Here is a 22,207-nt window from a genome sequence, read left to right as displayed (position 1 = left end):
GAAATGTATAGATACCCTGTAGTCATCCATTTTCACCGAAAAAATGGGGATTATGATGCTTGTTCATTCAGTAGAAAACAAGCAGATGTTAAAGAAAATTTGTATTATGAAAATGATTATTTTGGAGCAAAATTCTCCTTTACAGTTACAAGTGCAGAAATGCTCGATACTTTGACCTTTTCTGTCGAAATTGATGGAAAAACAAAAGACTATCTCCTACGGTTTAACTATTATCCACTGTTGACTGAGGTTTGGATATTAGATGGTGATGAGACGGTTTATTATTCTGAAAATCCAGCTATTGCAAGTCCTTGCTATAAAGATCGAAACCCGTTTGCTTTTGATAAAGCCTTTCACAGTGAAAGTTTCGATCATCATTGGGGATATCAAGGAGAGTTAGGTTATAGTATCTCAGACTACCAGACAAGCTTTAAACTCTGGGCTCCAACCGCTACAGCAGTCCAAGTGGTCGTTTATGAAAATACAAGTAACGACGCGCCGATTTGGAAAACCTTTAATCTAAAGCGAGGGAATAGCTATTCATACAGTCATAAATACAATACCATTGGTGTTTGGAGTGTAGACCTGGATGAAAATCTTGCAGGTAAAGCCTATCAGTATCAGATTGAGTTTCCGCACCACCAGACCTTGACACGAGACCCATACACTATCGCTACAAGTCCTGATGGAAAACGTTCCGTAATCCTCTCTCAGCAAGATAGACAAGCAGAAGGATTTAAAGTCAAACATGGGACAGACGCCCCTTGGCGTTTGGAAAATCCATGTAAAGCCGTTATCTGTGAGATGCACATTCGTGATTTTACAAAATCGCCGACATCTGGAGTTCCAGAAAACCTTCGAGGGACCTTCCTTGGGGCTGCCCAGACTGGAACGGTTAACCAGTATGGTCAAGCAACAGCCTTTGATTATATCAAACAACTTGGCTGTAATTATGTTCAACTCCAACCAATCTTTGATCGACATAAGGAATACGATGAGGATGGAAATGTAACCTATAACTGGGGCTATGACCCTCAAAACTACAATGCACCAGAACCAAGTTTCTCTAGCAATCCAGATGATCCTGGACAGGTTATTCGAGACCTCAAGACCATGATTCAGGCATATCATGATGCGGGAATCGGTGTCATTATGGATGTCGTTTACAACCATACCTTCTCAACGGTTGATGCACCTTTCCAAACAACTGTTCCCGATTATTACTATCGTATGAATCCAGATGGAACCTTCCAAAACGGCACAGGTGTTGGAAATGAAACCGCAAGCGAACACGAAATGTACCGTAAGTACATGATTGACTCACTCCTTTATTGGGTGAAAGAATACAATATTGACGGTTTCCGTTTCGACTTGATGGGAATTCACGATATCAAAACCATGCAGGCAATTCGTTGGGCACTGGATGAAGTTGATCCTCGTATTATCACTTATGGAGAAGGTTGGGATATGGGGACTGGTCTTGCACCTTATGACAAGGCCAAGAAGGACAATGCTTACCAGATGCCAAATATTGGATTCTTCAATGATGATCAGCGTGATGCCATCAAAGGAGGAGAAGTTTATGGCTCAATCAAGGCAGGATTTGTTAGCGGTGCAGCTACAGAACCGATTGTAGCCAAAGCTATTCTTGGTAGCCGAGAGTTGGGCTCATATCTTAGTCCAAACCAAGTTCTTAACTACGTGGAAGCCCACGATAATTACAACTTGCATGATTTGTTAGTAACCCTTCATCCAGATCACAGTTCAGATAAGATTATGCGACAGGTTGAGACAGCAACAGCGATGAGCATTCTTATGCAAGGAATGTCCTTTATAGAGCTTGGTCAAGAATTTGGCCGTACCAAACTCCTTGCTACTGGAGAAAATGGCGAGCTGACTGCGGCAGATAGAGAACGGGCCATGAATAGTTACAATGCTCCAGATAGTGTCAATCAGGTCAACTGGGATTTAATCAATGAGAGACAAGAAAGCATTGAATTTATTCGCCAGATTATTCGTCTAAAAACACAAACGCGTGCTTTCTCTTATCCTACATACGAAGAAGTTTATCGTCATGTCTTCGTCCATACAGCTGCTGAAAATAGTGGGTGGATTGTTTACGAAATTCATGGTGGATTAGAGCACTTATTGGTGGTATTCAATGCTAAAGGGACTTCCTTCTACTTTGAAAATGCAGGAAATCTTGAAATGCTGGTGTCTAATAGTCGTTCTAAAGAGTCTAATGTGATTGATGATATCAGCGTTGCGGTCTTGAAGGTACTTTCATAGTAAATACCACAAAAAGGTTTAGATAATCTAGACCTTTTTTTGATTTATATTGAAAAACCAATATCTAATAGGAATAAATTTCAAATAATTTGAAGAATCAAGTTTGTGAAAAAAATATCAATATTTTCCAAAAAGGGGTTGTAATTTTCTGAAAATTTGATAAAATAAGTTTTAATCATTTTCAGGAGGAAGAGAATTTGACAAATTATCAGAATTTAGTGAATGGAAAATGGAAATCATCAGAGAATGAAATTGCCATCTATTCTCCCATCAATCAAGAAAAGCTGGGTACAGTACCTGCTATGAGTCAGGTTGAAGTAGATGAGGCTATGAAAGCAGCGCGTGCAGCTCTCCCAGCATGGCGTGATTTAGCACCCGTTGAGCGTGCAGCATATTTGCATAAGACAGCAGACATTTTGGAACGTGATAAAGAAAAAATTGGTACGATTCTTGCCAAAGAGGTTGCAAAAGGGATTAAAGCAGCCATTGGAGAAGTAGTACGTACAGCAGAATTGATTCGTTTTGCTGCCGAGGAAGGCCTCCGTATCACTGGACAAGCTATGGAAGGTGGCGGTTTTGAAGCTGCAAGTAAAAACAAGCTAGCCGTTGTTCGTCGTGAGCCAGTTGGAGTCGTCTTAGCTATCGCGCCATTTAACTACCCAGTCAACCTTTCTGGATCTAAGATTGCTCCGGCTTTGATTGCAGGAAATGTCGTTATGTTTAAACCACCAACACAAGGATCTATTTCTGGACTCTTGTTGGTTAAAGCATTTGACGAAGCAGGAATCCCAGCAGGTGTCTTTAACACCATCACTGGACGTGGTTCTGAAATCGGAGACTACATCATCGAACACAAGGAAGTGAACTTCATTAACTTTACAGGTTCAACACCGATTGGTGAGCGTATTGGTCGTTTAGCTGGTATGCGGCCGATTATGCTTGAGCTTGGTGGAAAAGATGCAGCAATTGTCTTAGATGATGCAGATTTAGAAAATGCAGCTAAGCAAATCGTAGGTGGTGCCTTTAGCTACTCTGGTCAGCGTTGTACCGCTATCAAACGTGTTTTGGTTGTGGAAAGCGTAGCAGACAGATTAGCTGAATTGCTCCAAGCTGAAGTTGCTAAGCTAACAGTGGGGGATCCATTTGACAATGCAGATATCACACCTGTTATTGATAATGCTTCAGCTGATTTCATCTGGGGATTGATTGAAGATGCTCAGGAAAAAGGAGCTAAAGCGCTCAGCCCAATCAAACGTGAGAACAATCTCATTTGGCCAGGACTTTTTGATTATGTCACAAGAGATATGAAATTAGCCTGGGAAGAACCATTTGGACCTGTTCTCCCAATTATTCGAGTTGCAGATGCCAATGAAGCACTTGAAATTGCTAATGAATCAGAATTCGGTCTTCAATCTTCAGTCTTTACAAATGACTTTAAGAAGGCGTTTGAAATTGCTGAAAAACTTGAAGTTGGTACCGTTCATATTAATAATAAAACACAACGTGGACCAGATAATTTCCCATTCCTTGGTGTAAAAGGTTCTGGTGCAGGAGTGCAAGGAATTAAATATAGTATCGAAGCGATGACAAATGTCAAATCCATTGTTTTTGATGTGGGATAATTTATAAGATCAGGAAAATTACTTCCTGATTTTATTCTTTTCAAAAAAATACAGTTTAAAATTGATAAAAAACGAATATTCTGCTATTATAATAAAAAAATATATGGAAATTGTTTCGTGTTCTATTTTCTGGATATCTTTTTTAAAATGCTAGGTAATTTTTTGAAGGCTTTCATAAAAAAATATGATTTCCTTCGTAAATTACTTGAAAGTTATCTTAAAAGAGTGTATAATAGAATTATAGAAAACGCTTACAAAAGAAAGGGGATTGAATGAATAATCAAGAAGCATTAAGAACCTTTACTACAGGTGAGAACTTTCACCTCCAGCATTATTTAGGAGCGCATAGAGAGGAGAAAAACGGAGAAATAGGCTATACCTTTAGGGTTTGGGCCCCAAATGCACAAACAGTTCATCTAGTTGGTGATTTTACCGATTGGGTTGAGAATCAGATTCCTATGGTTCGTAATGAAGCAGGTGTTTGGGAAGTCTTTACGAGTCAAGCTCAGGAAGGTCAGATTTATAAATATCATATCACGCGTGCAAATGGTCACCAGATTATGAAGATCGATCCGTTGGCAGTTTATTTTGAAGCTAGACCGGGTACAGGAGCAGTTCTGACCAATATCCGTGAAAAGAAATGGAAAGATGGCCTTTGGTTAGCACGTCGCAAACGTCTGGGATTTTTCGAGAGACCAGTTAATATATATGAAGCCCATGCAGGATCTTGGAAGAGAAATTCAGATGGCAGTCCCTATACTTTTTCGCAACTGAAAGACGAGTTGATTCCATACTTAGTTGAGATGAACTATACACATATTGAGTTCATGCCTTTAATGGCTCACCCACTTGGATTGAGCTGGGGCTATCAGCTTATGGGTTACTTTGCTTTTGAACATTCCTATGGTACACCTGAGGAATTCCAAGATTTCGTTGAAGAGTGTCATATAAATAACATTGGTGTTATCGTAGACTGGGTTCCAGGTCATTTCACCATTAATGATGATGCCTTGGCATATTATGACGGTACACCAACTTTTGAATACCAAGATCACAACAAGGCTCATAACTATGGTTGGGGTGCACTGAATTTTGACCTCGGGAAAAATGAGGTCCAGTCTTTCCTGATTTCAAGTATTAAATTTTGGATTGATTTTTACCACTTAGATGGTATTCGGGTCGATGCAGTGAGCAATATGCTGTATCTAGATTATGATAATGCTCCTTGGACTCCAAACAAAGATGGTGGAAACCTTAACTACGAAGGTTATTATTTCCTTCAACGTTTGAACACAGTGATTAAGTTAGCTCATCCAGATATCATGATGATTGCAGAAGAAAGTTCATCAGCAACAAAGATTACTGGTATGAAAGAAATGGGCGGCCTTGGCTTTGACTATAAGTGGAACATGGGCTGGATGAACGACATTCTCCGTTTCTACGAGGAAGATCCGATTTATCGCAAGTATGATTTTAATCTGGTGACTTTCAGCTTTATGTATGTTTTCAATGAAAACTATCTCTTACCTTTCTCACATGATGAAGTGGTTCATGGTAAGAAGAGTATGATGCATAAGATGTGGGGTGATCGCTACAATCAGTTCGCAGGTCTGCGCAATCTCTACACCTATCAAATTTGTCATCCAGGTAAGAAACTCTTGTTCATGGGTAGTGAGTACGGGCAATTCCTAGAGTGGAAGTCTGAGGAGCAGTTGGAATGGTCTAATCTAGAAGATCCGATGAATGCCAAGATGAAGCATTTCACTTCACAACTGAATCAATTCTATAAAGACCATCGCTGTCTTTGGGAAATTGATACTAGTTATGATGGTATAGAGATTATCGATGCTGATAATAGAGATCAGAGTGTCCTTTCCTTTATTCGTAAGGGCAAGAAGGACGAAATGTTAGTCTGTGTCTTTAATATGGCACCAGTTGAACGTAAGGAATTTACGATTGGTTTACCTGTTGCAGGTATTTACGAAGAAGTTTGGAATACAGAATTAGAAGAATGGGGAGGTGTGTGGAAAGAGCACAATCAAACAGTTCAGACTCAAGAAGGCTTATGGAAAGATTATGAGCAGACTTTGACCTTTACCTTGCCTGCCATGGGAGCAAGTATCTGGAAGATCAAGCGTCGTTTGAAACCAGCTAAGAAAAAAGAATAATGGGCTGTTGATGATATTTTTTAGATTTTAAAAACGGATGTACTTGTATTGGACTTGAAACACAAGAGAAATGGATTTCCTATTATTTTTATAAAAAAGTTTGACTTCCGACCTTCTTTCGATTTTAACGTTCACATGTCTTTATAAAGGAGTAGAAAATGAAGAATGAAATGCTAGCTTTGATCCTTGCGGGTGGGCAAGGAACACGTCTCGGAAAACTCACTCAAAGCATTGCCAAACCGGCAGTGCAATTCGGTGGGCGCTACCGTATCATTGACTTTGCTCTTTCCAACTGTGCAAACTCTGGAATCCATAATGTTGGTGTGATTACGCAATACCAACCTCTCGCTTTGAACAACCATATCGGAAATGGTTCTAGCTGGGGATTGGACGGTATCAATTCAGGTGTCTCTATTTTACAACCTTATTCAGCCAGCGAAGGAAACCGTTGGTTTGAAGGGACTAGTCACGCTATCTACCAAAACATTGACTACATCGACAGTGTTAATCCTGAGTATGTTTTGATTCTTTCTGGTGACCACATCTACAAGATGGACTACGATGATATGCTTCAGTCCCATAAGGATAATAATGCCAGTTTGACAGTAGCTGTCCTAGACGTACCGCTCAAAGAAGCTAGCCGTTTTGGTATCATGAACACAGACGCCAATAACCGTATCGTTGAATTCGAAGAAAAACCTGCTCAACCTAAGTCTACAAAGGCTTCTATGGGAATTTATATTTTCGACTGGAAACGGCTTCGCAATATGCTTGTTGCTGCTGAAAAGAGCAATGTGGATATGTCAGACTTTGGTAAGAACGTTATCCCTAACTATCTCGAGTCTGGTGAAAGTGTCTATGCCTATGAATTTAATGGGTACTGGAAAGACGTTGGTACGATTGAGTCACTTTGGGAAGCCAATATGGAGTACATTTCACCAGAAAATGCCTTGGATAGTCGCAATCGTCAGTGGAAAATTTACTCAAGAAACTTGATTTCACCACCAAACTACTTTGGTGCGCATGCTCACGTTGAAGATTCATTGGTCGTGGATGGCTGTTTTGTAGATGGAACTGTAAAACGTTCGATTCTTTCAACAGAAGCACAAGTACGTGAAGGCGCTGAGGTCGTTGATTCTGTCATCATGAGCGGAGCTATTATTGGCCATGGCGCAAAGATTACTCGTGCTATCATTGGTGAGGGTGCCATTATTGCTGACGGCGTAGAGATTGACGGAACGGACGAAGTACAAGTAGTAGGATACAATGAAGTAGTGGGGGTAGCAACAGATGAAGATTGATAAATATTCAGCCATTTTAGGAAACACAGTTGGTTTTCATGATATGTCAACGTTAACAGAACACCGTCCGGTAGCTAGCTTGCCTTTCGGTGGGAAATACCGTTTGATTGACTTCCCCCTTTCCAGTCTTGCAAATGCAGGTGTTCGTAGTATCTTTGGTATTTTCCAACAAGATAATATCAGCTCAGTATTCGACCATATCCGTTCAGGTCGTGAGTGGGGCTTGTCAACCCTTCTAAGTCACTACTATCTAGGAATTTACAATACTCGTGTTGAAAGCAGTACGGTTGGAAAAGAGTATTACCAACAGCTACTTACCTACTTGAGACGTTCGGGTTCAAACCAAACCGTTTCGATTAACTGTGATGTATTAGTGAATATTGACTTGAATCAAGTCTTCCACCTACACAATACAACGAATGGTCCGATCACAGTTGTATATAAGAAACTTCCAAAGAAAGACATTTCTGATGTGAATGCTATTCTGGAAATCGATGAGACTGACCATGTTCGTTCGCACAAACTCTTTGATAATAAATCTACAGATGAACTCTTCAACATGTCTACAGATATCTTTGTTGTGGACACTCCTTGGTTGATTGAACGACTTGAAGAAGAGGCTCAGAAGGAATATCCTGAAAAGTTGCGCTATGTTCTTCGCGATTTAGCTGTAAAAGAAGGAGCTTTTGCTTACGAATACACAGGTTACTTAGCAAACATTCATTCTGTTCAGTCCTATTATCAAGCAAATATTGATATGCTTGAATCTAAAAAATTCTACTCTCTTTTCTCACCAAATCAAAAAATTTATACCAAAGTTAAGAATGAAGAACCAACCTACTATGCGAATACTTCAAAAGTAAGTACTTCTCAGTTTGCTTCTGGTAGTATCATTGAGGGTGAAGTAGTTCAGTCAGTCCTATCTCGTAACATTTATATTCACAAAGATAGTGTTGTGAAGAACAGCGTTTTGTTCCCTCGTGTTGTGATTGGTCAAGGTGCCCGAGTTGAATATGCTATCTTGGACAAGGGCGTTGAAGTTGCGGACGGTGTTGTCATTCGAGGCACAGCAGAACATCCAGTTGTAGTTAAGAAGGGTGAAACAGTAACAGAGGACATTTATTCATGAAAATTTTATTTGTAGCGGCAGAAGGAGCACCCTTTTCAAAAACAGGTGGTTTGGGCGATGTCATTGGTGCACTTCCCAAATCACTTGTAAAAGCGGGGCACGAAGTTGCAGTTTTCTTGCCTTATTATGATATGGTAGAAGCAAAGTTGGGAGACCAGATAGAGGATGTTCTCCACTTTGAAGTTAGTGTAGGATGGCGTAGACAGTACTGTGGTATTAAGAAAACGGTCTTGAATGGGGTTACTTTCTACTTCATTGATAATCAGTATTATTTCTTCCGTGGTCATGTGTACGGTGATTTTGACGACGGTGAACGCTTTGCCTTTTTCCAACTGGCTGCTCTTGAGGCCATGGAGCGCATCGACTTTATCCCTGACCTTCTCCATGTTCATGATTACCACACAGCCATGATTCCCTTCTTGTTAAAAGAAAAATACCATTGGATTCAGGCATATCAAGGTATCAGAACAGTTTTAACCATTCACAATTTGGAATTTCAAGGTCAATTTTCTGAAGGAATGTTGTGGGATTTATTCGGTGTTGGGTTTGAACGCTATGCTGATGGGACCCTTCGCTGGAATGATTGTCTCAACTGGATGAAAGCGGGGATTCTCTACGCGGATCGTGTCTCAACCGTTTCCCCTAGCTATGCGAACGAGATTATGACCAGTCAGTTTGGTTGCGGTTTGGACCAGATTCTTCGGATGGAGTCAGGTAAGGTTTCAGGTATTGTCAATGGTATTGACGCAGATCTTTATAATCCTCAAACAGACCCACTTTTAGACTATCATTTTGATAAGGAAGATTTGTCTGGAAAAGCTCAAAACAAAGCAAAATTGCAAGAGAGAGTTGGGTTACCAGTGCGAGCAGATGTTCCTCTAGTTGGGATTGTCTCTCGATTGACCCGCCAAAAAGGTTTTGATGTTGTGGTAGAAAGCTTGCATCGTTTCTTACAGGAGGACGTTCAAATAGTCCTTTTAGGAACAGGAGATCCTGCTTTTGAACATTCCTTCTCATGGTTTGCGCAAGTCTATCCAGACAAGCTATCAGCAAATATCACTTTTGACGTCAAGCTCGCTCAAGAAATCTACGCAGCTTGTGATCTCTTCCTCATGCCAAGTCGTTTTGAACCATGTGGCTTGTCTCAAATGATGGCGATGCGCTATGGAACTCTACCATTGGTTCATGAAGTGGGTGGCTTGCGTGATACGGTTCAATCCTTCAATCCAATCGAAGGAACTGGAACTGGATTTAGCTTTGACAATTTAACACCATACTGGCTTAACTGGAGTTTCCAAACAGCCTTGGATGTTTATAAGTACCAGCCGGAAGTTTGGAGAAATCTACAAAAACAAGCTATGGAATGTGATTTCTCATGGGATACAGCCTGCAAATCTTACCTAGACTTGTACCATAGTTTAGTCAACTAATAGATAAAATCGTATGATTCTTTCATACGATTTTTGGGCTGTTTAGAAAGGAAAGTTTATGTCTCAAGTAAAAGGCTTGTGTGTCATGGACGTTGACGGCACCCTGATAGCAGAAGAAGTGATTGATCTTTTAGGAAGAGAAGCAGGTTGCGAAGAAGAAATTTCACAGATTACAAGACAGGCAATGCGAGATGAACTGGACTTTGAAACAAGTTTGCGAGCGAGGGTAGCTTTGTTAAAAAGCCTTCCGGTTTCGGTCTTTGATACTGTCTTCAAATCCATTCATCTGTCTAAGAATGCTCAAGAATTTATCTCCATACTTCAAAAGAAGGGCATCCTAGTCGGTCTAGTGTCTGGTGGATTTGCACCAATAGTTGAGAGATTAGCAAAGTCTCTTGGGATCACTTATTACTCTGTAAATCAGTTAGAAGTCAAAGACGGTTTTTTAACAGGTCGACTAGTTGGTGAAATTGTGACAGGTCAAGTAAAAAAAGCCACTCTTGAGAGATGGAAAAAGGAATTAGGACTTCCCAAAGAAAGAACTATTGCCATCGGTGATGGTGCCAATGATCTCTTGATGTTAAAGTCAGCAGGACGTGGTATTGCATTTTGTGCTAAGGAGGTCGTAAAAACAGAGATAGCTTGTCATATAGATACGAGGGATTTTTTGGAAGTTCTACCTTTGATTGATTTCTTAGAATGAGAGGGAACTATGAAAATTGTAATTGCACCCGATTCTTTTAAAGAAAGTTTGACGGCAGAAGAGGTCTCTCAAGCGCTAAAAAGAGGCTTCGAACAGTCAATAGCAGATGTAGAATGTCTGCTTTGCCCTGTAGGTGATGGTGGGGAAGGAACTGTAGACGCTATTCGACATTCTCTTGAACTCGAAGAAAAATGGCAAGAGTTGACTGGACCTTTTGGCCAAAAAGAAGCCATGCGCTACTTTCAAAAAGGTCAAATAGCGCTCTTTGAAGTTGCTGACTTGGTTGGTCTTGGAAAGATTTCGCGGGAGAAACGAAATCCCCTTCACATCCAAACCAAAGGTATCGGAGAGTTGATTCGCCATCTCATTGATCTTGGAATGAAAGAAATCTATATCGGTGTAGGTGGTACGGCAAGTAATGATGGTGGAATTGGCATTGCAGCTGGTTTAGGTTATTGTTTTTATGATAAGAATGGAAAAGAATTGCCAGCTTGCGGTCAGACTTTGCTTGAGTTTGAATCAGTTTCCAATAGCAAGTTGTATAGGATTTCTAAAGATGTGAAAATCCGAATTTTAGCAGATGTCGTGAGCCCTCTATGTGCTCTTCAAGGAGCGACCTATACATTTGGAAAACAAAAGGGCTTGGATCCTGCTTTGTTTGAGACAGTAGATTTGGCTATACAGCGGTTCTATGAAAAATTTTCACCATCAACCCTCTCTCTTAAAGGAGCAGGAGCCGGCGGTGGGATTGCGGCTGGGCTCTGTGCCTTTGCTGAGGCCACTATCGTATCTGGGATTGACACTTGCTTAGATTTGATTGACTTTGACAAGAAGGTTGCAGGGGCCGACTTGGTTATCGTTGGAGAAGGTAGACTGGACAGTCAAAGCTTTGCTGGAAAAGCTCCTATTGGTGTAGCAAAAAGAACTCCTGAAGGAGTTCCAGTTATCGCTATTTGTGGTAGTCTTTCCGAGGATTTACCTTCCCTACCATTCGAAAATATACAAGCAGTCTTTTCCATTTTAGAGAAAAGTGAACCTTTGGAAGACAGTTTGAAAAATGCAAGTCTCTATTTGGAGCACACATCTACTAATATTGGTCGTTTGTTAAATTTGAGAAAGGATTAACTAAACCATTTTTTCCAGATAGATTTTTTAGGAACCTCTGTCTTTTTCTCTTCCCAGAGGCTTGAGAAAGCAAGTCTGAGGTCCTTTTCATCTACTTGAACAGGTTCATTTGTATGAATGACAAGACCGAAAGGAGAGGTGATATGATCGTCTGAAACAATAGTCGCCTGACAGTTGCTTTCCTTTGCTTGTCTTAAGTAAAAGACCTGTTTGTCAAACTCGATACTTGGTGAGATTTTCACAAAAAGTATCTCTACCTTTTCTTGAAAACTTTCTAAAATAGAGAAAAATCCATGTTCTAATTCAGAACTATTGGCAGTACTGATATCCGCGTAGCCAAGAACTCTTTCCTCGAAAGTGCCGAGATAGCGGCGTTGTTCGTCAGGGTTTATTTTCGGCCCACCATGAGCTTTTTCTAGTAGTTGTTTTGATAAATCTGTCATAAAAACAGTATATCACAAAAATCGCAAGAAAACAGATAAAAGAAAGCGATTACTTTATAAAGTTAAGGAAAATTTGCACAAAGATAACGTTTTTTCTTGAAAAACACTTGTTTTTAAGGTATCATAGAGGTGTAAAAAATTTAACTCAAAGGAGAGTAAAAAATGTCAATTATTACTGATGTTTACGCTCGCGAAGTCCTAGACTCACGCGGTAACCCAACACTTGAAGTAGAAGTTTATACTGAATCAGGTGCTTTCGGACGTGGTATGGTTCCATCAGGAGCTTCTACTGGTGAACACGAAGCAGTTGAACTTCGCGACGGTGACAAATCTCGTTACGGTGGTCTTGGTACACAAAAAGCTGTTGACAACGTAAACAACATCATCGCTGAAGCAATCATCGGCTACGATGTACGTGACCAACAAGCTATCGACCGTGCTATGATCGCACTTGACGGTACTCCTAACAAAGGTAAATTGGGTGCAAACGCAATTCTTGGTGTGTCTATCGCTGTAGCTCGTGCTGCTGCTGACTACCTTGAAATCCCACTTTACAGCTACCTTGGTGGATTCAACACTAAAGTTCTTCCAACTCCAATGATGAACATCATCAACGGTGGTTCTCACTCTGACGCTCCAATCGCTTTCCAAGAATTCATGATCGTACCTGCTGGTGCACCAACATTCAAAGAAGCTCTTCGTTGGGGTGCTGAAATCTTCCACGCTCTTAAGAAAATCCTTAAATCACGTGGTTTGGAAACTGCCGTAGGTGACGAAGGTGGATTCGCTCCTCGTTTCGAAGGAACTGAAGATGGAGTTGAAACTATCCTTGCTGCGATTGAAGCTGCTGGATATGTTCCTGGTAAAGACGTATTTATCGGATTTGACTGTGCTTCATCAGAATTCTACGATAAAGAACGCAAAGTTTACGACTACACTAAATTCGAAGGTGAAGGAGCTGCTGTACGTACTGCTGCAGAACAAATCGACTACCTTGAAGAATTGGTAAACAAATACCCAATCATCACTATCGAAGATGGTATGGACGAAAACGACTGGGACGGTTGGAAAGCTCTTACTGAACGTCTTGGTGGTAAAGTTCAATTGGTTGGTGACGACTTCTTCGTAACAAACACTTCTTACCTTGAAAAAGGTATTGCAGAAGGTGCTGCTAACTCAATCCTTATCAAAGTTAACCAAATCGGTACTCTTACTGAAACATTCGACGCTATCGAAATGGCGAAAGAAGCTGGTTACACTGCCGTTGTATCACACCGTTCAGGTGAAACTGAAGATTCAACAATCGCTGACATCGCAGTTGCAACTAACGCAGGTCAAATCAAGACTGGTTCACTTTCACGTACAGACCGTATTGCTAAATATAACCAATTGCTTCGTATCGAAGATCAACTTGGTGAAGTTGCTGAATACCGTGGATTGAAATCATTCTACAACTTGAAAAAATAAGCTCTTTATTTGATTAGAGGCTGTAAAGCTATAAAAAAGCACTTTGGGACTCTTCCCCTTAGTGCTTTTTTGACTGGAGCTTGTCAACGTATATTATTTGTTAGTCAGTCGCCAGCCTATAACAAGCTGAATAAATGGTTTGAAACTTACTCAGATTTGTATTTTAGTATTATTCCATTACCGAATATGGGAGCGTATCATGAGTTGGTAGATATCTAGTTGATTGTATGATAAAATATAATAGACCTCAAAAAAGGAGATAAACTTGAAGATTAAGCAAAAATGGGAACGTAGATCATTTGGAACGGATTTTATCGCTAAAGGTTTATTATGGATAATTCTTTTTGTGGCTATTCTTTTCGGCTTTAACTATCTAATCTCTGGAAATTTTTATGCCTCTGAATTTTGGGATATGGTCGGAGGTGTTCTCGCTTTAATCGCTGCATTCATAGCATTAATTGTTTTTTCTAGACGAGCACTGATAGAGGGGTATTATATTAGTTCGTTAGATTTTGCAATGGCAACATTTGATGACGAAATTGAACATGATCCTGATTTTTCAAAACGTTATCATGAAATAAATGAAAAATATGCCGATAATAATAGGGAACGTATAAAAGCATTAGAGCCGTTACAAGAACATTATTGTTATCTTTGCTTTAAACAATATATCGAAGAAATGAATTGGTTTGAAAAATTTGTGATTTGTCTATATAGTGCATTTACAGTTGGAAAATTTTCTATTAACTTGGAATTATCTAGAGCTAGGAGAAGAAACTGGTTTGAAGATAGGATTAATGATTATTTTTAATAGATAACTTGAAAAATTATCGTTGATTTAACAACGTTTCTAGCCCCTCGGATTTTTCCGAAGGGCTTTTTATGTGCAATACTCAAAAATGAAAAATAACTTATGGTATAATAGACAAAAACACTTGTATTAGAAAGAAACTATGTTTAAAGAAATTGATATTGAGTACTATCACCAAATAGCCTTGCAAAAGCAAAAGGAGCACCGAAAAGTCTTAGCCAATCTAAAGAAAAAACCTCCTAAAAACTTAGATAAGATAGCCCAGCAAATTCACGAAGAAGTTTTTTCTGAGATTGATTGCACTGCCTGCGCTAACTGTTGTAAGACCTTGGGACCTGACTTCAAGGAAGCAGATATTACTCGTATTGCTAAGTACTTTAAGATGAAATTACCAGCTTTTGAAGCGGAATTCCTTCAGGTGGACGAAGACGGTGACAAGGTTTTTAAATCTATGCCCTGTCCATTTCTAGGTGGAGACAATCTCTGTTCTATCTATGATGTTCGTCCAAAGGCCTGCCGGGAATTTCCCCATACAGATCGTAAGAAGATTCATCAAATCAACCATTTGACGATTAAGAACACCTTGACCTGCCCAGCAGCTTATCTCTTTGTTGAGAAATTAAAGGATAAGTTATAGAAATTTACACCTTTAGATCTTGTACAAAGATTCTAGGGCGGAAGTATCTGATATCTGATAGACTATAGATAGAATTGAACACGACCTAAAAGCTGTTCGAAAAAGAAAAAATTTCTAGGACTAGAAGCTCTAGCGTCAATTTTTCTATTTTCACTTTGCTTTTAAGGACTTTTGTATCTTGTGGAGGTAAGAAGAAACGAATATGATGCATCAATTCAACCAAACCATGGATTATTTGGAGGAGCAGCTGACTGGAGAAGTGGATATGAAAAGATTTCAGCAGCTATCAGGCTATTCTTATCCTCTTTTTAGCAGACTCTTTTCCATCATGGCAGATATGACCTTGGCAGAATATTTGCGCAATCGCAGGCTGTCAGAAGCTGTGACAGACTTGCGGGAAACTACTGAGAAAGTCATTGATATAGCACTAAAATATGGCTATGAGTCTGCGGATGCCTTCAGCGCAGCTTTTAAGAAATTCCATGGTGCAACCCCCTCAGAAGTTCGAAATGGAAAACCTTATCGGGTCTTTCCTAGACTTCAATTATCCTTAAAGATTACAGGAGGAAAGAACATGGATATCAAGATTCAAAAGAAAGCCGCTTTTACTGTAGCGGGAGTCCTATTGGAAGCAATTGACAATAGCCAGTGTCCGTCTGCATGGGAGCAGCTCTATGCCAATCATAGCTTAGAAAGCCTAGAAAGTCTGGGCAGTGGCCAATCCTTTGGTGTCTGCTCGGATGTCAAAGAAGGCGAAATTATCAACTATATGGCTGCCTATGATGTGACGGATAAAGCTAAAGCAGAAGAATTGGGTCTGTCAATCAAAGACATATCTGAAGCTGAATATGCTATCGTACCAGTCAATGGGGCTATACCAACAAGCATCCAACATGCTTGGAAATATGTTCTAGAAATTTTTTTCCCAGAAACTGGTTATCGCCACTCAGGAGCGCCAGACTTTGAAGTCTATACTGAAGGAGACATGTCGTCACCTGACTATCAAATGGAACTCTGGATACCAGTAATCAAGGACTAGTTAATTTTCTGACATTTTATAAAGATGCAAAACTAACTCTGTAGAAGGCACCTTATACAGAGTTTTTCTTTTTTTGGAATCAGGGATTTTTAAGAAAAACAATAAAAGTGATTTTACTTTAATTTAAGTATAAGGAATTTTTAAGCATTTATCTGTATACTTTTCCAATCATCAAAGAAAGAGGTGTAAATATGAACTATCTAGTTATTCCAGCTTACGAACCTGACTACAATCTCATCAAATTGATTGAAAAGATTCACAACAGGAGCAATTTTTACATCATTGTCATTGATGATGGAAGTTCAGCAGAATGCCAAGACATTTTTGCTCAAGCAGAGGATTTTGCGACGGTGCTTCACCACCAGGTCAATCAAGGAAAAGGTCAAGCTCTGAAAACAGCCTTTGAGTACATTCAGTCACTTAACATGCCTGGAACTGTGGTCACAGCTGACTCAGATGGCCAACATAGGATCTGGGACATCTTTCGTAGCTTGACCAAATCAAATGAAAATCCTAATACACTTGTCCTTGGTGTCCGTGCCTTTAATGGCAAGGTTCCCTTACGTAGTCGTTTTGGAAACAGCTTGACTCGTATCTTGTTTAAACTGCAGACAGGTGTCGCTGTATCCGACACACAGACAGGATTACGTGCCTTTTCAACGGATATGATCCCTTTTATGCTCAAGGTAGAAGGACAACGGTATGAATACGAGATGAACATGCTCCTCGAAGCAAGCCAAGCCTACCCAATCTTAGAAGTTCCGATTGAAACAGTCTATATCAACGACAATGAGGCTTCTCACTTCCGACCTATTCGGGATGGCTTGATGATTTATAAAAATATTTTAAAGTTTGCGCTCTCGTCTTTTAGTAGTTTTATCGTAGATTATGTGGTCTACGCTCTCTCTATTCTATGCTTGAGCTTTATTCCGACAGGTCTTCGTGTTCTCCTCTCAAATGGTTTGGCACGTGTGACTAGCTCCATCTTTAACTTTTCTACCAACAAAAAATTGGTCTTTAAGAACAAGGCGAGCAGTTTTAAAACAGGATCAGGCTATTTTGGACTAGCAGTTGGTCTCTTTATCCTAGACACCATCCTGATTCGTCTCTTTAATTCAGGTCTTGGAGTCAATTTGATGATTGCGAAGATACTTGTCGGAATCATGCTCTTTATTCTCTCTTGGACAGTTCAAACTCGCTTTATTTTCAAAGAAAGGACTTGTAGCCCATTATGAAAGTTTTAAAGAAACCCTATCTATACGCCTCGGTCTTGGGCTTGCTCCTGACAAGCTCCTTTACCTATTCGATGTTGAAGACCTTTGTACTCGCTGAAACGATTTCCACTGTATCTAATACCGGCTCAACCTCTAACACCGCAGCAGCAAGTCAGGCAGCAAAAAATGCTCAAGTGACGGATACTAGCTATTCAGATGGAAATATCAGTGTCACCCTCACTGAAAAGACTGTCAATGAAACGCAAGTCTATGTGGCAGATATAACCCTTAGTTCATCGGATTATCTCAAAACAGCTTTAGCTCAAAACTCCTATGGAACTAACGTCACAGCTAAAACCTCTGTAACGGCTGCTGAAAACAATGCCATTCTAGCAGTTAACGGTGACTACTATGGAGCCAATAGTTCTGGTTATGTTATACGTAATGGAGTTGTCTATAGGGACAGTGTCCGTGAAGATGCTAGTAACGGTGACCTTGCCATTTACAAGGACGGCTCCTTTAAAATCATCTACGAGGACCAAGTTTCAGCCGATCAATTGGTTCAGGACGGTGTCGTCAATCTACTGGCATTTGGTCCGTCTCTAGTTGAGAATGGAGAAATATCTGTTGATACCAATACAGAAGTCGGTCAAGCCATGTCATCGAATCCTCGTACTGCCATCGGGATTATCGATGAAAATCACTACATCATCGTCGTTTCGGATGGTCGTACCTCTGAAAGCAAAGGCTTATCACTTTACCAGATGGCAGAAGTGATGAAATCTTACGGAGTGAAGACAGCCTATAACCTTGATGGTGGTGGATCCTCAACTCTCTACTTTAACGGTCAGGTAATCAATAAACCGACTACAGGTGGAAGTAAGATATCAGAAAGGGCGGTGAGTGATATTGTCTACATCGGTTACTAAAATCAAAAACAAACGCCTCAAAAAGACACTCGTTAGCTATAGTCTTCTCACTATTTTCTTATTTGCATTTAGCCGTATCTACGAGTCCTTTAGTTTTGGGGAGACCTCGCTTCATATGCACTATCTCTTTGCAGTCCCTCTAGTAGGGGGTATCGTTCTGGCATTACTGTTGAAAATCATGCCAAACGTAGGACGAATCAGCCTAAACTTGTGGAACTCGGCAGTTGCAGTCCTAACAGCTGGAATGCTCTTTCGAGGTATTGTCAATCTATCAGGTCGTTCAACGACCCTAGATCAACCTTACTGGTATGTCGGCTTAGCCTTTGGTATTTTGGCTATCGTCTCGCTTTTCTTTCATAAGAAAAACAGTCAAGAATTAGCTTAAAAATTGAAAACTGGTTGTTGAGAGAAACAGCCAGTTTTCTTGTTGAAGTTCATGACTATAGATCACAAAACCCCATATTATTTGTTTGGATTTTATGGGGCATGAGAATAGTTTTCTCGGTATAATAGTCCCATAGAAGATAAGGAGGCAGAAATATGCAGATGTATTTTGGAGATGTGTCACTTTGCTATAGTTATTCATTGGCAATGGCACTGGATGGCTATGGTTATGACTTTAAAGCAGAGTTTTTAGAGGCAATCATGGCGATGGGAAATGGCGCTAGTATTGTAAAGGAAGATGACCAGCACCCTCTAGTATTCTTTGATAACGAAATGCCAGATCTTTCTATCTCTCATTCCTTAAAAATACTTGGGTTTGACTATGAAGACTTCTATCTAAAAGATGAAGCAGAAGTAGATTCGGAAGAGATTAAAGGAAAGTTAGAAACCTTTCTGTCCAATGGACCTGTCGTACTGGGACCTCTTGATATGGGCCATCTGACCTACAATCCTAATCACACAATCCTTTATGGTGTGGATCACTTCGTAACCGTGTATGGCATTGATCATCAGCACCTCTATTTGCATGATCCAGCTGGTTTTGCCTGCATGAAGGTTGCTTTTAATGACATCTTAGAAGCCTGGAAGGCAGAGGGTATTGACTATAAGCGCGGAGTCTACTCCATGTGGGGAAATTTTAAGAAGATCAAGAGTCCTAGTCAGACTGAAATCTATCAGGAAACAGCAAAGATTATAAAGTCCCGATATCTGAATGGTCAAAACGGTGTTTTGAAATGCTATGCAAAAGCAGTTGCTGAAAACGGCTTAAATACCGAGCAAAAACAATTGCATCAGTATTTCAGTTTCAAACTTGCTGCTGTTCGAAATCTCTATCTCAGTAAGTTCTTAAAAGATCATGATCCGAAAGGGGCAAGATTCAAAGAAGAATTGGCTACTCTATTTGGCCAAGCCCACCTTTCATGTTTAAAAGAAGATTACCAAGAACTATCCAACTTGCTCTATCAGATAGCAGAAGTAGATGGTCTCTTTAAAGATTTATATGTAAAGTAGTGACTATAAGCATAAAAAAATAGTTCGTAAAAGCGGTTTTTCGTAAAACGAAGAACTGCTTTTTGATTATGGTATAATGAAGTAAGAAAATACCTTAACCTACTAGAAAACGAAGGGAGAAAACCTATGCCTAGACCAAAAACAAAAGAGGAGCTAGTGTTAGCCTCTAAGGAAAACTATGAAAAACTTAATCTCCTAATTTCTCAGTTAAGTGAAGAAGAGCTACAGACTCCTTTTGATTTTTCAAAAGACCAAAAGAAAAAAGAAGCTCACTGGAAAAGAGATAAAAATTTACGGGACGTTCTGATCCATCTCTATGAATGGCATCAGTTACTTTTGAGCTGGGTTTATTCTAATCAAAAGGGACATGAACGATCTTTTCTTCCTGAGCCTTATAATTGGAAAACTTATGGAGAAATGAATGTCGCTATTTGGAAGAAGCACCAGAAAACATCTTTAGAAGAAGCGACTAAACTACTAGAGCAATCGCATGAAGAGGTTTTAGAGTTGATGGAAGGCTTCAGCAATGACCAACTCTTTACCAAAGGTTTCTATAAGTGGACGGGAGGGACAAGTCTAGGTTCCTACTTTGTCAGTAGTACCTCCAGTCACTATGACTGGGCTCTGAAAAAACTCAAAGCTCATCAGAAAAATTGTAAGAAACGTTAATTGAAGTGCTCATGAAGTTTAGAAAAGGTTTTTCTAAGTTTCGAATAGCTTGGTGCTCGTAATTTTAGAGCTATTCTAGCTTTAGAATCCTTCTAAAATTAAAATTTAGGGTTATCATAGACTTAGAATAGGTCTAAAACATTTATTTTAATGTAATTCTAAACTTAGAATTACATTGATATTAAAGGGATTGAACTGTTCGATGCTTAGAATAGCTTGATTCTGAGAAATGTTAACTAGAAAATGATTCGAATAGCTTTTTTCTGATATAGGATGATAGATAGATGGGGGAAATGATGAGCATACAAAAAGAGAAAGTTAAAAAAGAGTTGGTGTCCCTCTGTTTGGGAGAGTTCACAGCCGTCCTATCTATTTGGTTTTGTTTTTTTCTTTTGAAAAATAGGCTTGGTGATGTGAATAGTCTAGTAACCATTCTCTATCCTCTGTCTTTACTGACATTTATTTTGCTTCAAGGTTCAATCTATTGGGCGATTTTGATTAGAAGACTCTCGAAACCTCAGTTCGGAAGCGCTAGTGTCCCCAAACTATATAGTGGTTTCAGAATACTAGACCTTGTTTTACTTATTTCAGGCTTTACTTTTATTGTCTGGAACACGCAAAGTGTCCAAGTGGCTGTCTTAGCCACGTTGATAGAGTTTTTTGCCCTTATCGAATGGCTTAATTACTACATTGTACGCCTATCTTATAGTTTGAACCCGCTTGTTTTATGGAAACGAATTACTAAGGGAAAACTTGAAAAGAGTAGAATAGCCAAGGAGTTGGGGTAAGGGAGAATGAATGTATGTTTTAGATACTATCAATATAAAACTTTAGTTGACGTTAAATAATATTAAAAATGAGTAGGAGAATATCTATGTCTGTAGGGTTAATGGTTGGTTATAATTGGTGGACTATAGGAGAAGGGAGTCTTTTTAATTCATTCTTTTCGACTATTTATGTTCGCTTAGAAAATAATGAGTGGGGAAGTAGATACCCAGTAATAATGAATAAGCTTTACTGGGGAGATGTTCCTTTTGAATCTGTTGAAAGAGGAATAGAGGAGTTGTTATCTATCCAAGAGGAGTTGAAAAAATTTCTCCCTCAGGATGTTATATGGGATTTTGAAGATTTGTCACTCACTCCTCCTTGGGGAAATAATATCGCAGAGCATATAACAAATTTATCGCATTATTTCATAACGAGTTCCGGAAAAGATTTAATAGAAGTTTTGCTGACTAGTTTTAGCTTTTCACTTGAGCACGGTCAAAATGTGAGTGTAAAAAGTATTTGAAACTCAATAAATCAAAGATTCATTTATGCTATAATATTCTTAATGAAACTCAGAAAGGAAGCTCAATGTTCAATAAATTTCTACTCTTCGAAATTACTTAATGGAATAAATCAAATAGTTATAGAGAATGTGCAAAAATGAATGAAAAATTACTTTTCTATGTTATTACTCACCTCTAGTCAACCATTAAAAATACTGATTTGATTTTTGTGATGAAAGTCAGGATCTTCACCAGATTTGCTAGTCATGATGAGTTGATGGCATTGATTGGTTTTTACCACGATTGACATAATCGTTAGTTTTCTCAAATGGCTTAATTATTATTTTTGAAAGGTCTTTTATGGAAAAAATTCTATCTTTAGGTCTGACAGGTAGGAAATTACTTGCTCAGGGTTTCTTATTTGTTCTGCTAGGTCTTATCTTGATGGTTACGGGGACTTGGTTGCCAGTAACGGTTATTCGACTGGTTCTGTTTTTAGCTTGGA

General features: G+C 39.4%; 20 protein-coding genes and 1 pseudogene. 20 read left to right on the top strand and 1 reads right to left on the bottom strand.

Annotated features, from left to right (window positions below):
- The first annotated feature begins 3 nt into the window (after window positions 1–3).
- From pulA to HMPREF2991_RS09300, 8 genes are all read left to right on the top strand, one after another.
- Window positions 4–2,289: a type I pullulanase gene (gene pulA, locus HMPREF2991_RS09335; RefSeq protein WP_070567434.1), complete on the top strand. Its 2,286-nt coding sequence runs from the start codon at window positions 4–6 to the stop codon at window positions 2,287–2,289.
- A 197-nt stretch (window positions 2,290–2,486) separates the two neighbouring features.
- Entirely contained in the window at window positions 2,487–3,911 is a 1,425-nt protein-coding gene (locus HMPREF2991_RS09330) for an NADP-dependent glyceraldehyde-3-phosphate dehydrogenase (RefSeq protein WP_070567433.1), read from the top strand.
- 272 nt (window positions 3,912–4,183) lie between these two features.
- Window positions 4,184–6,079 carry a 1,4-alpha-glucan branching protein GlgB gene (gene glgB, locus HMPREF2991_RS09325; RefSeq protein WP_070567431.1) on the top strand — a complete coding sequence of 632 codons (1,896 nt, stop codon included), beginning with the start codon at window positions 4,184–4,186 and terminating at the stop codon, window positions 6,077–6,079.
- A gap of 158 nt (window positions 6,080–6,237) precedes the next feature.
- Window positions 6,238–7,380 (top strand): glucose-1-phosphate adenylyltransferase, encoded by a 1,143-nt coding sequence (locus HMPREF2991_RS09320; RefSeq protein WP_000787250.1) that lies wholly within the window; start codon window positions 6,238–6,240, stop codon window positions 7,378–7,380.
- On the top strand, window positions 7,370–8,509 hold the full coding sequence (gene glgD / locus HMPREF2991_RS09315; protein WP_061420964.1) for a glucose-1-phosphate adenylyltransferase subunit GlgD: 1,140 nt from the start codon (window positions 7,370–7,372) through the stop codon (window positions 8,507–8,509). The genes HMPREF2991_RS09320 and glgD overlap by 11 nt, the downstream gene beginning before the upstream one ends.
- A complete protein-coding gene (gene glgA / locus HMPREF2991_RS09310) occupies window positions 8,506–9,939 on the top strand; it encodes a glycogen synthase GlgA (RefSeq protein WP_070567429.1) in 1,434 nt (477 codons plus the stop codon). The genes glgD and glgA overlap by 4 nt, the downstream gene beginning before the upstream one ends.
- Before the next feature lie 58 nt (window positions 9,940–9,997).
- Complete coding sequence (gene serB / locus HMPREF2991_RS09305; protein ID WP_070683937.1) at window positions 9,998–10,642, top strand: phosphoserine phosphatase SerB; 645 nt, start codon at window positions 9,998–10,000, stop codon at window positions 10,640–10,642.
- Between the two features lie 9 nt (window positions 10,643–10,651).
- The gene (locus tag HMPREF2991_RS09300; protein WP_070683935.1) at window positions 10,652–11,767 is read left to right on the top strand and encodes a glycerate kinase; all 1,116 of its coding nucleotides are present in this window, start codon (window positions 10,652–10,654) and stop codon (window positions 11,765–11,767) included.
- Here HMPREF2991_RS09300 and HMPREF2991_RS09295 read toward each other — a convergent pair.
- Window positions 11,764–12,210 carry a DUF1694 domain-containing protein gene (locus HMPREF2991_RS09295; RefSeq protein WP_070683932.1) on the bottom strand — a complete coding sequence of 149 codons (447 nt, stop codon included), beginning with the start codon at window positions 12,208–12,210 and terminating at the stop codon, window positions 11,764–11,766. The genes HMPREF2991_RS09300 and HMPREF2991_RS09295 overlap by 4 nt on opposite strands.
- Window positions 12,211–12,372: 162 nt before the next feature.
- Here HMPREF2991_RS09295 and eno point away from each other — a divergent pair, with 162 nt between their 5' ends.
- The 12 genes and pseudogenes from eno to HMPREF2991_RS11340 all read left to right on the top strand — a co-directional run.
- Entirely contained in the window at window positions 12,373–13,677 is a 1,305-nt protein-coding gene (gene eno / locus HMPREF2991_RS09290; protein WP_000022824.1) for a surface-displayed alpha-enolase, read from the top strand.
- Between the two features lie 265 nt (window positions 13,678–13,942).
- Window positions 13,943–14,488 carry a hypothetical protein gene (locus HMPREF2991_RS09285; RefSeq protein ID WP_070567423.1) on the top strand — a complete coding sequence of 182 codons (546 nt, stop codon included), beginning with the start codon at window positions 13,943–13,945 and terminating at the stop codon, window positions 14,486–14,488.
- A 142-nt stretch (window positions 14,489–14,630) separates the two neighbouring features.
- Entirely contained in the window at window positions 14,631–15,125 is a 495-nt protein-coding gene (locus HMPREF2991_RS09280; RefSeq protein WP_070683930.1) for a YkgJ family cysteine cluster protein, read from the top strand.
- Between the two features lie 202 nt (window positions 15,126–15,327).
- Complete coding sequence (locus HMPREF2991_RS09275) at window positions 15,328–16,164, top strand: AraC family transcriptional regulator (RefSeq protein WP_070683928.1); 837 nt, start codon at window positions 15,328–15,330, stop codon at window positions 16,162–16,164.
- Window positions 16,165–16,355: 191 nt separating this feature from the next.
- Window positions 16,356–17,399 (top strand): bifunctional glycosyltransferase family 2/GtrA family protein, encoded by a 1,044-nt coding sequence (locus HMPREF2991_RS09270; protein WP_070683926.1) that lies wholly within the window; start codon window positions 16,356–16,358, stop codon window positions 17,397–17,399.
- Entirely contained in the window at window positions 17,396–18,307 is a 912-nt protein-coding gene (locus tag HMPREF2991_RS09265) for a phosphodiester glycosidase family protein (protein ID WP_070683924.1), read from the top strand. Before HMPREF2991_RS09270 ends, HMPREF2991_RS09265 begins: the two co-directional genes overlap by 4 nt.
- On the top strand, window positions 18,282–18,692 hold the full coding sequence (locus tag HMPREF2991_RS09260; protein WP_070683922.1) for a hypothetical protein: 411 nt from the start codon (window positions 18,282–18,284) through the stop codon (window positions 18,690–18,692). The genes HMPREF2991_RS09265 and HMPREF2991_RS09260 overlap by 26 nt, the downstream gene beginning before the upstream one ends.
- A gap of 155 nt (window positions 18,693–18,847) precedes the next feature.
- Entirely contained in the window at window positions 18,848–19,762 is a 915-nt protein-coding gene (locus tag HMPREF2991_RS09255) for a peptidase (protein ID WP_070683920.1), read from the top strand.
- 126 nt (window positions 19,763–19,888) lie between these two features.
- On the top strand, window positions 19,889–20,431 hold the full coding sequence (locus HMPREF2991_RS09250; protein ID WP_001137898.1) for a ClbS/DfsB family four-helix bundle protein: 543 nt from the start codon (window positions 19,889–19,891) through the stop codon (window positions 20,429–20,431).
- A 284-nt stretch (window positions 20,432–20,715) separates the two neighbouring features.
- Entirely contained in the window at window positions 20,716–21,219 is a 504-nt protein-coding gene (locus HMPREF2991_RS09245; RefSeq protein WP_002874596.1) for a hypothetical protein, read from the top strand.
- Between the two features lie 86 nt (window positions 21,220–21,305).
- Window positions 21,306–21,722, top strand: a complete 417-nt coding sequence (locus HMPREF2991_RS09240) for an Imm70 family immunity protein (protein ID WP_000110627.1) — start codon at window positions 21,306–21,308, stop codon at window positions 21,720–21,722.
- A gap of 340 nt (window positions 21,723–22,062) precedes the next feature.
- Window positions 22,063–22,207: pseudogene (locus HMPREF2991_RS11340) on the top strand (DUF308 domain-containing protein); the annotation flags it as partial.

This window comes from Streptococcus sp. HMSC072D07, assembly GCF_001814835.1.
Lineage (GTDB): Bacteria > Bacillota > Bacilli > Lactobacillales > Streptococcaceae > Streptococcus.
The sequence above is the reverse complement of the archived record's forward strand: the minus strand, read 5'-3'. Positions and strand labels throughout refer to the sequence as shown.

Coding starts and splice junctions, on each gene's coding strand:
- pulA (WP_070567434.1), top strand. CDS start 4: ATGTATAGATACCCTGTAGTCATCCATTTTCACCGAAAAAATGGGGAT.
- glgB (WP_070567431.1), top strand. CDS start 4,184: ATGAATAATCAAGAAGCATTAAGAACCTTTACTACAGGTGAGAACTTT.
- HMPREF2991_RS09320 (WP_000787250.1), top strand. CDS start 6,238: ATGAAGAATGAAATGCTAGCTTTGATCCTTGCGGGTGGGCAAGGAACA.
- glgD (WP_061420964.1), top strand. CDS start 7,370: ATGAAGATTGATAAATATTCAGCCATTTTAGGAAACACAGTTGGTTTT.
- glgA (WP_070567429.1), top strand. CDS start 8,506: ATGAAAATTTTATTTGTAGCGGCAGAAGGAGCACCCTTTTCAAAAACA.
- serB (WP_070683937.1), top strand. CDS start 9,998: ATGTCTCAAGTAAAAGGCTTGTGTGTCATGGACGTTGACGGCACCCTG.
- HMPREF2991_RS09300 (WP_070683935.1), top strand. CDS start 10,652: ATGAAAATTGTAATTGCACCCGATTCTTTTAAAGAAAGTTTGACGGCA.
- HMPREF2991_RS09295 (WP_070683932.1), bottom strand. CDS start 12,210: ATGACAGATTTATCAAAACAACTACTAGAAAAAGCTCATGGTGGGCCG.
- eno (WP_000022824.1), top strand. CDS start 12,373: ATGTCAATTATTACTGATGTTTACGCTCGCGAAGTCCTAGACTCACGC.
- HMPREF2991_RS09280 (WP_070683930.1), top strand. CDS start 14,631: ATGTTTAAAGAAATTGATATTGAGTACTATCACCAAATAGCCTTGCAA.
- HMPREF2991_RS09275 (WP_070683928.1), top strand. CDS start 15,328: ATGATGCATCAATTCAACCAAACCATGGATTATTTGGAGGAGCAGCTG.
- HMPREF2991_RS09270 (WP_070683926.1), top strand. CDS start 16,356: ATGAACTATCTAGTTATTCCAGCTTACGAACCTGACTACAATCTCATC.
- HMPREF2991_RS09265 (WP_070683924.1), top strand. CDS start 17,396: ATGAAAGTTTTAAAGAAACCCTATCTATACGCCTCGGTCTTGGGCTTG.
- HMPREF2991_RS09255 (WP_070683920.1), top strand. CDS start 18,848: ATGCAGATGTATTTTGGAGATGTGTCACTTTGCTATAGTTATTCATTG.
- HMPREF2991_RS09250 (WP_001137898.1), top strand. CDS start 19,889: ATGCCTAGACCAAAAACAAAAGAGGAGCTAGTGTTAGCCTCTAAGGAA.
- HMPREF2991_RS09245 (WP_002874596.1), top strand. CDS start 20,716: ATGGGGGAAATGATGAGCATACAAAAAGAGAAAGTTAAAAAAGAGTTG.
- HMPREF2991_RS09240 (WP_000110627.1), top strand. CDS start 21,306: ATGTCTGTAGGGTTAATGGTTGGTTATAATTGGTGGACTATAGGAGAA.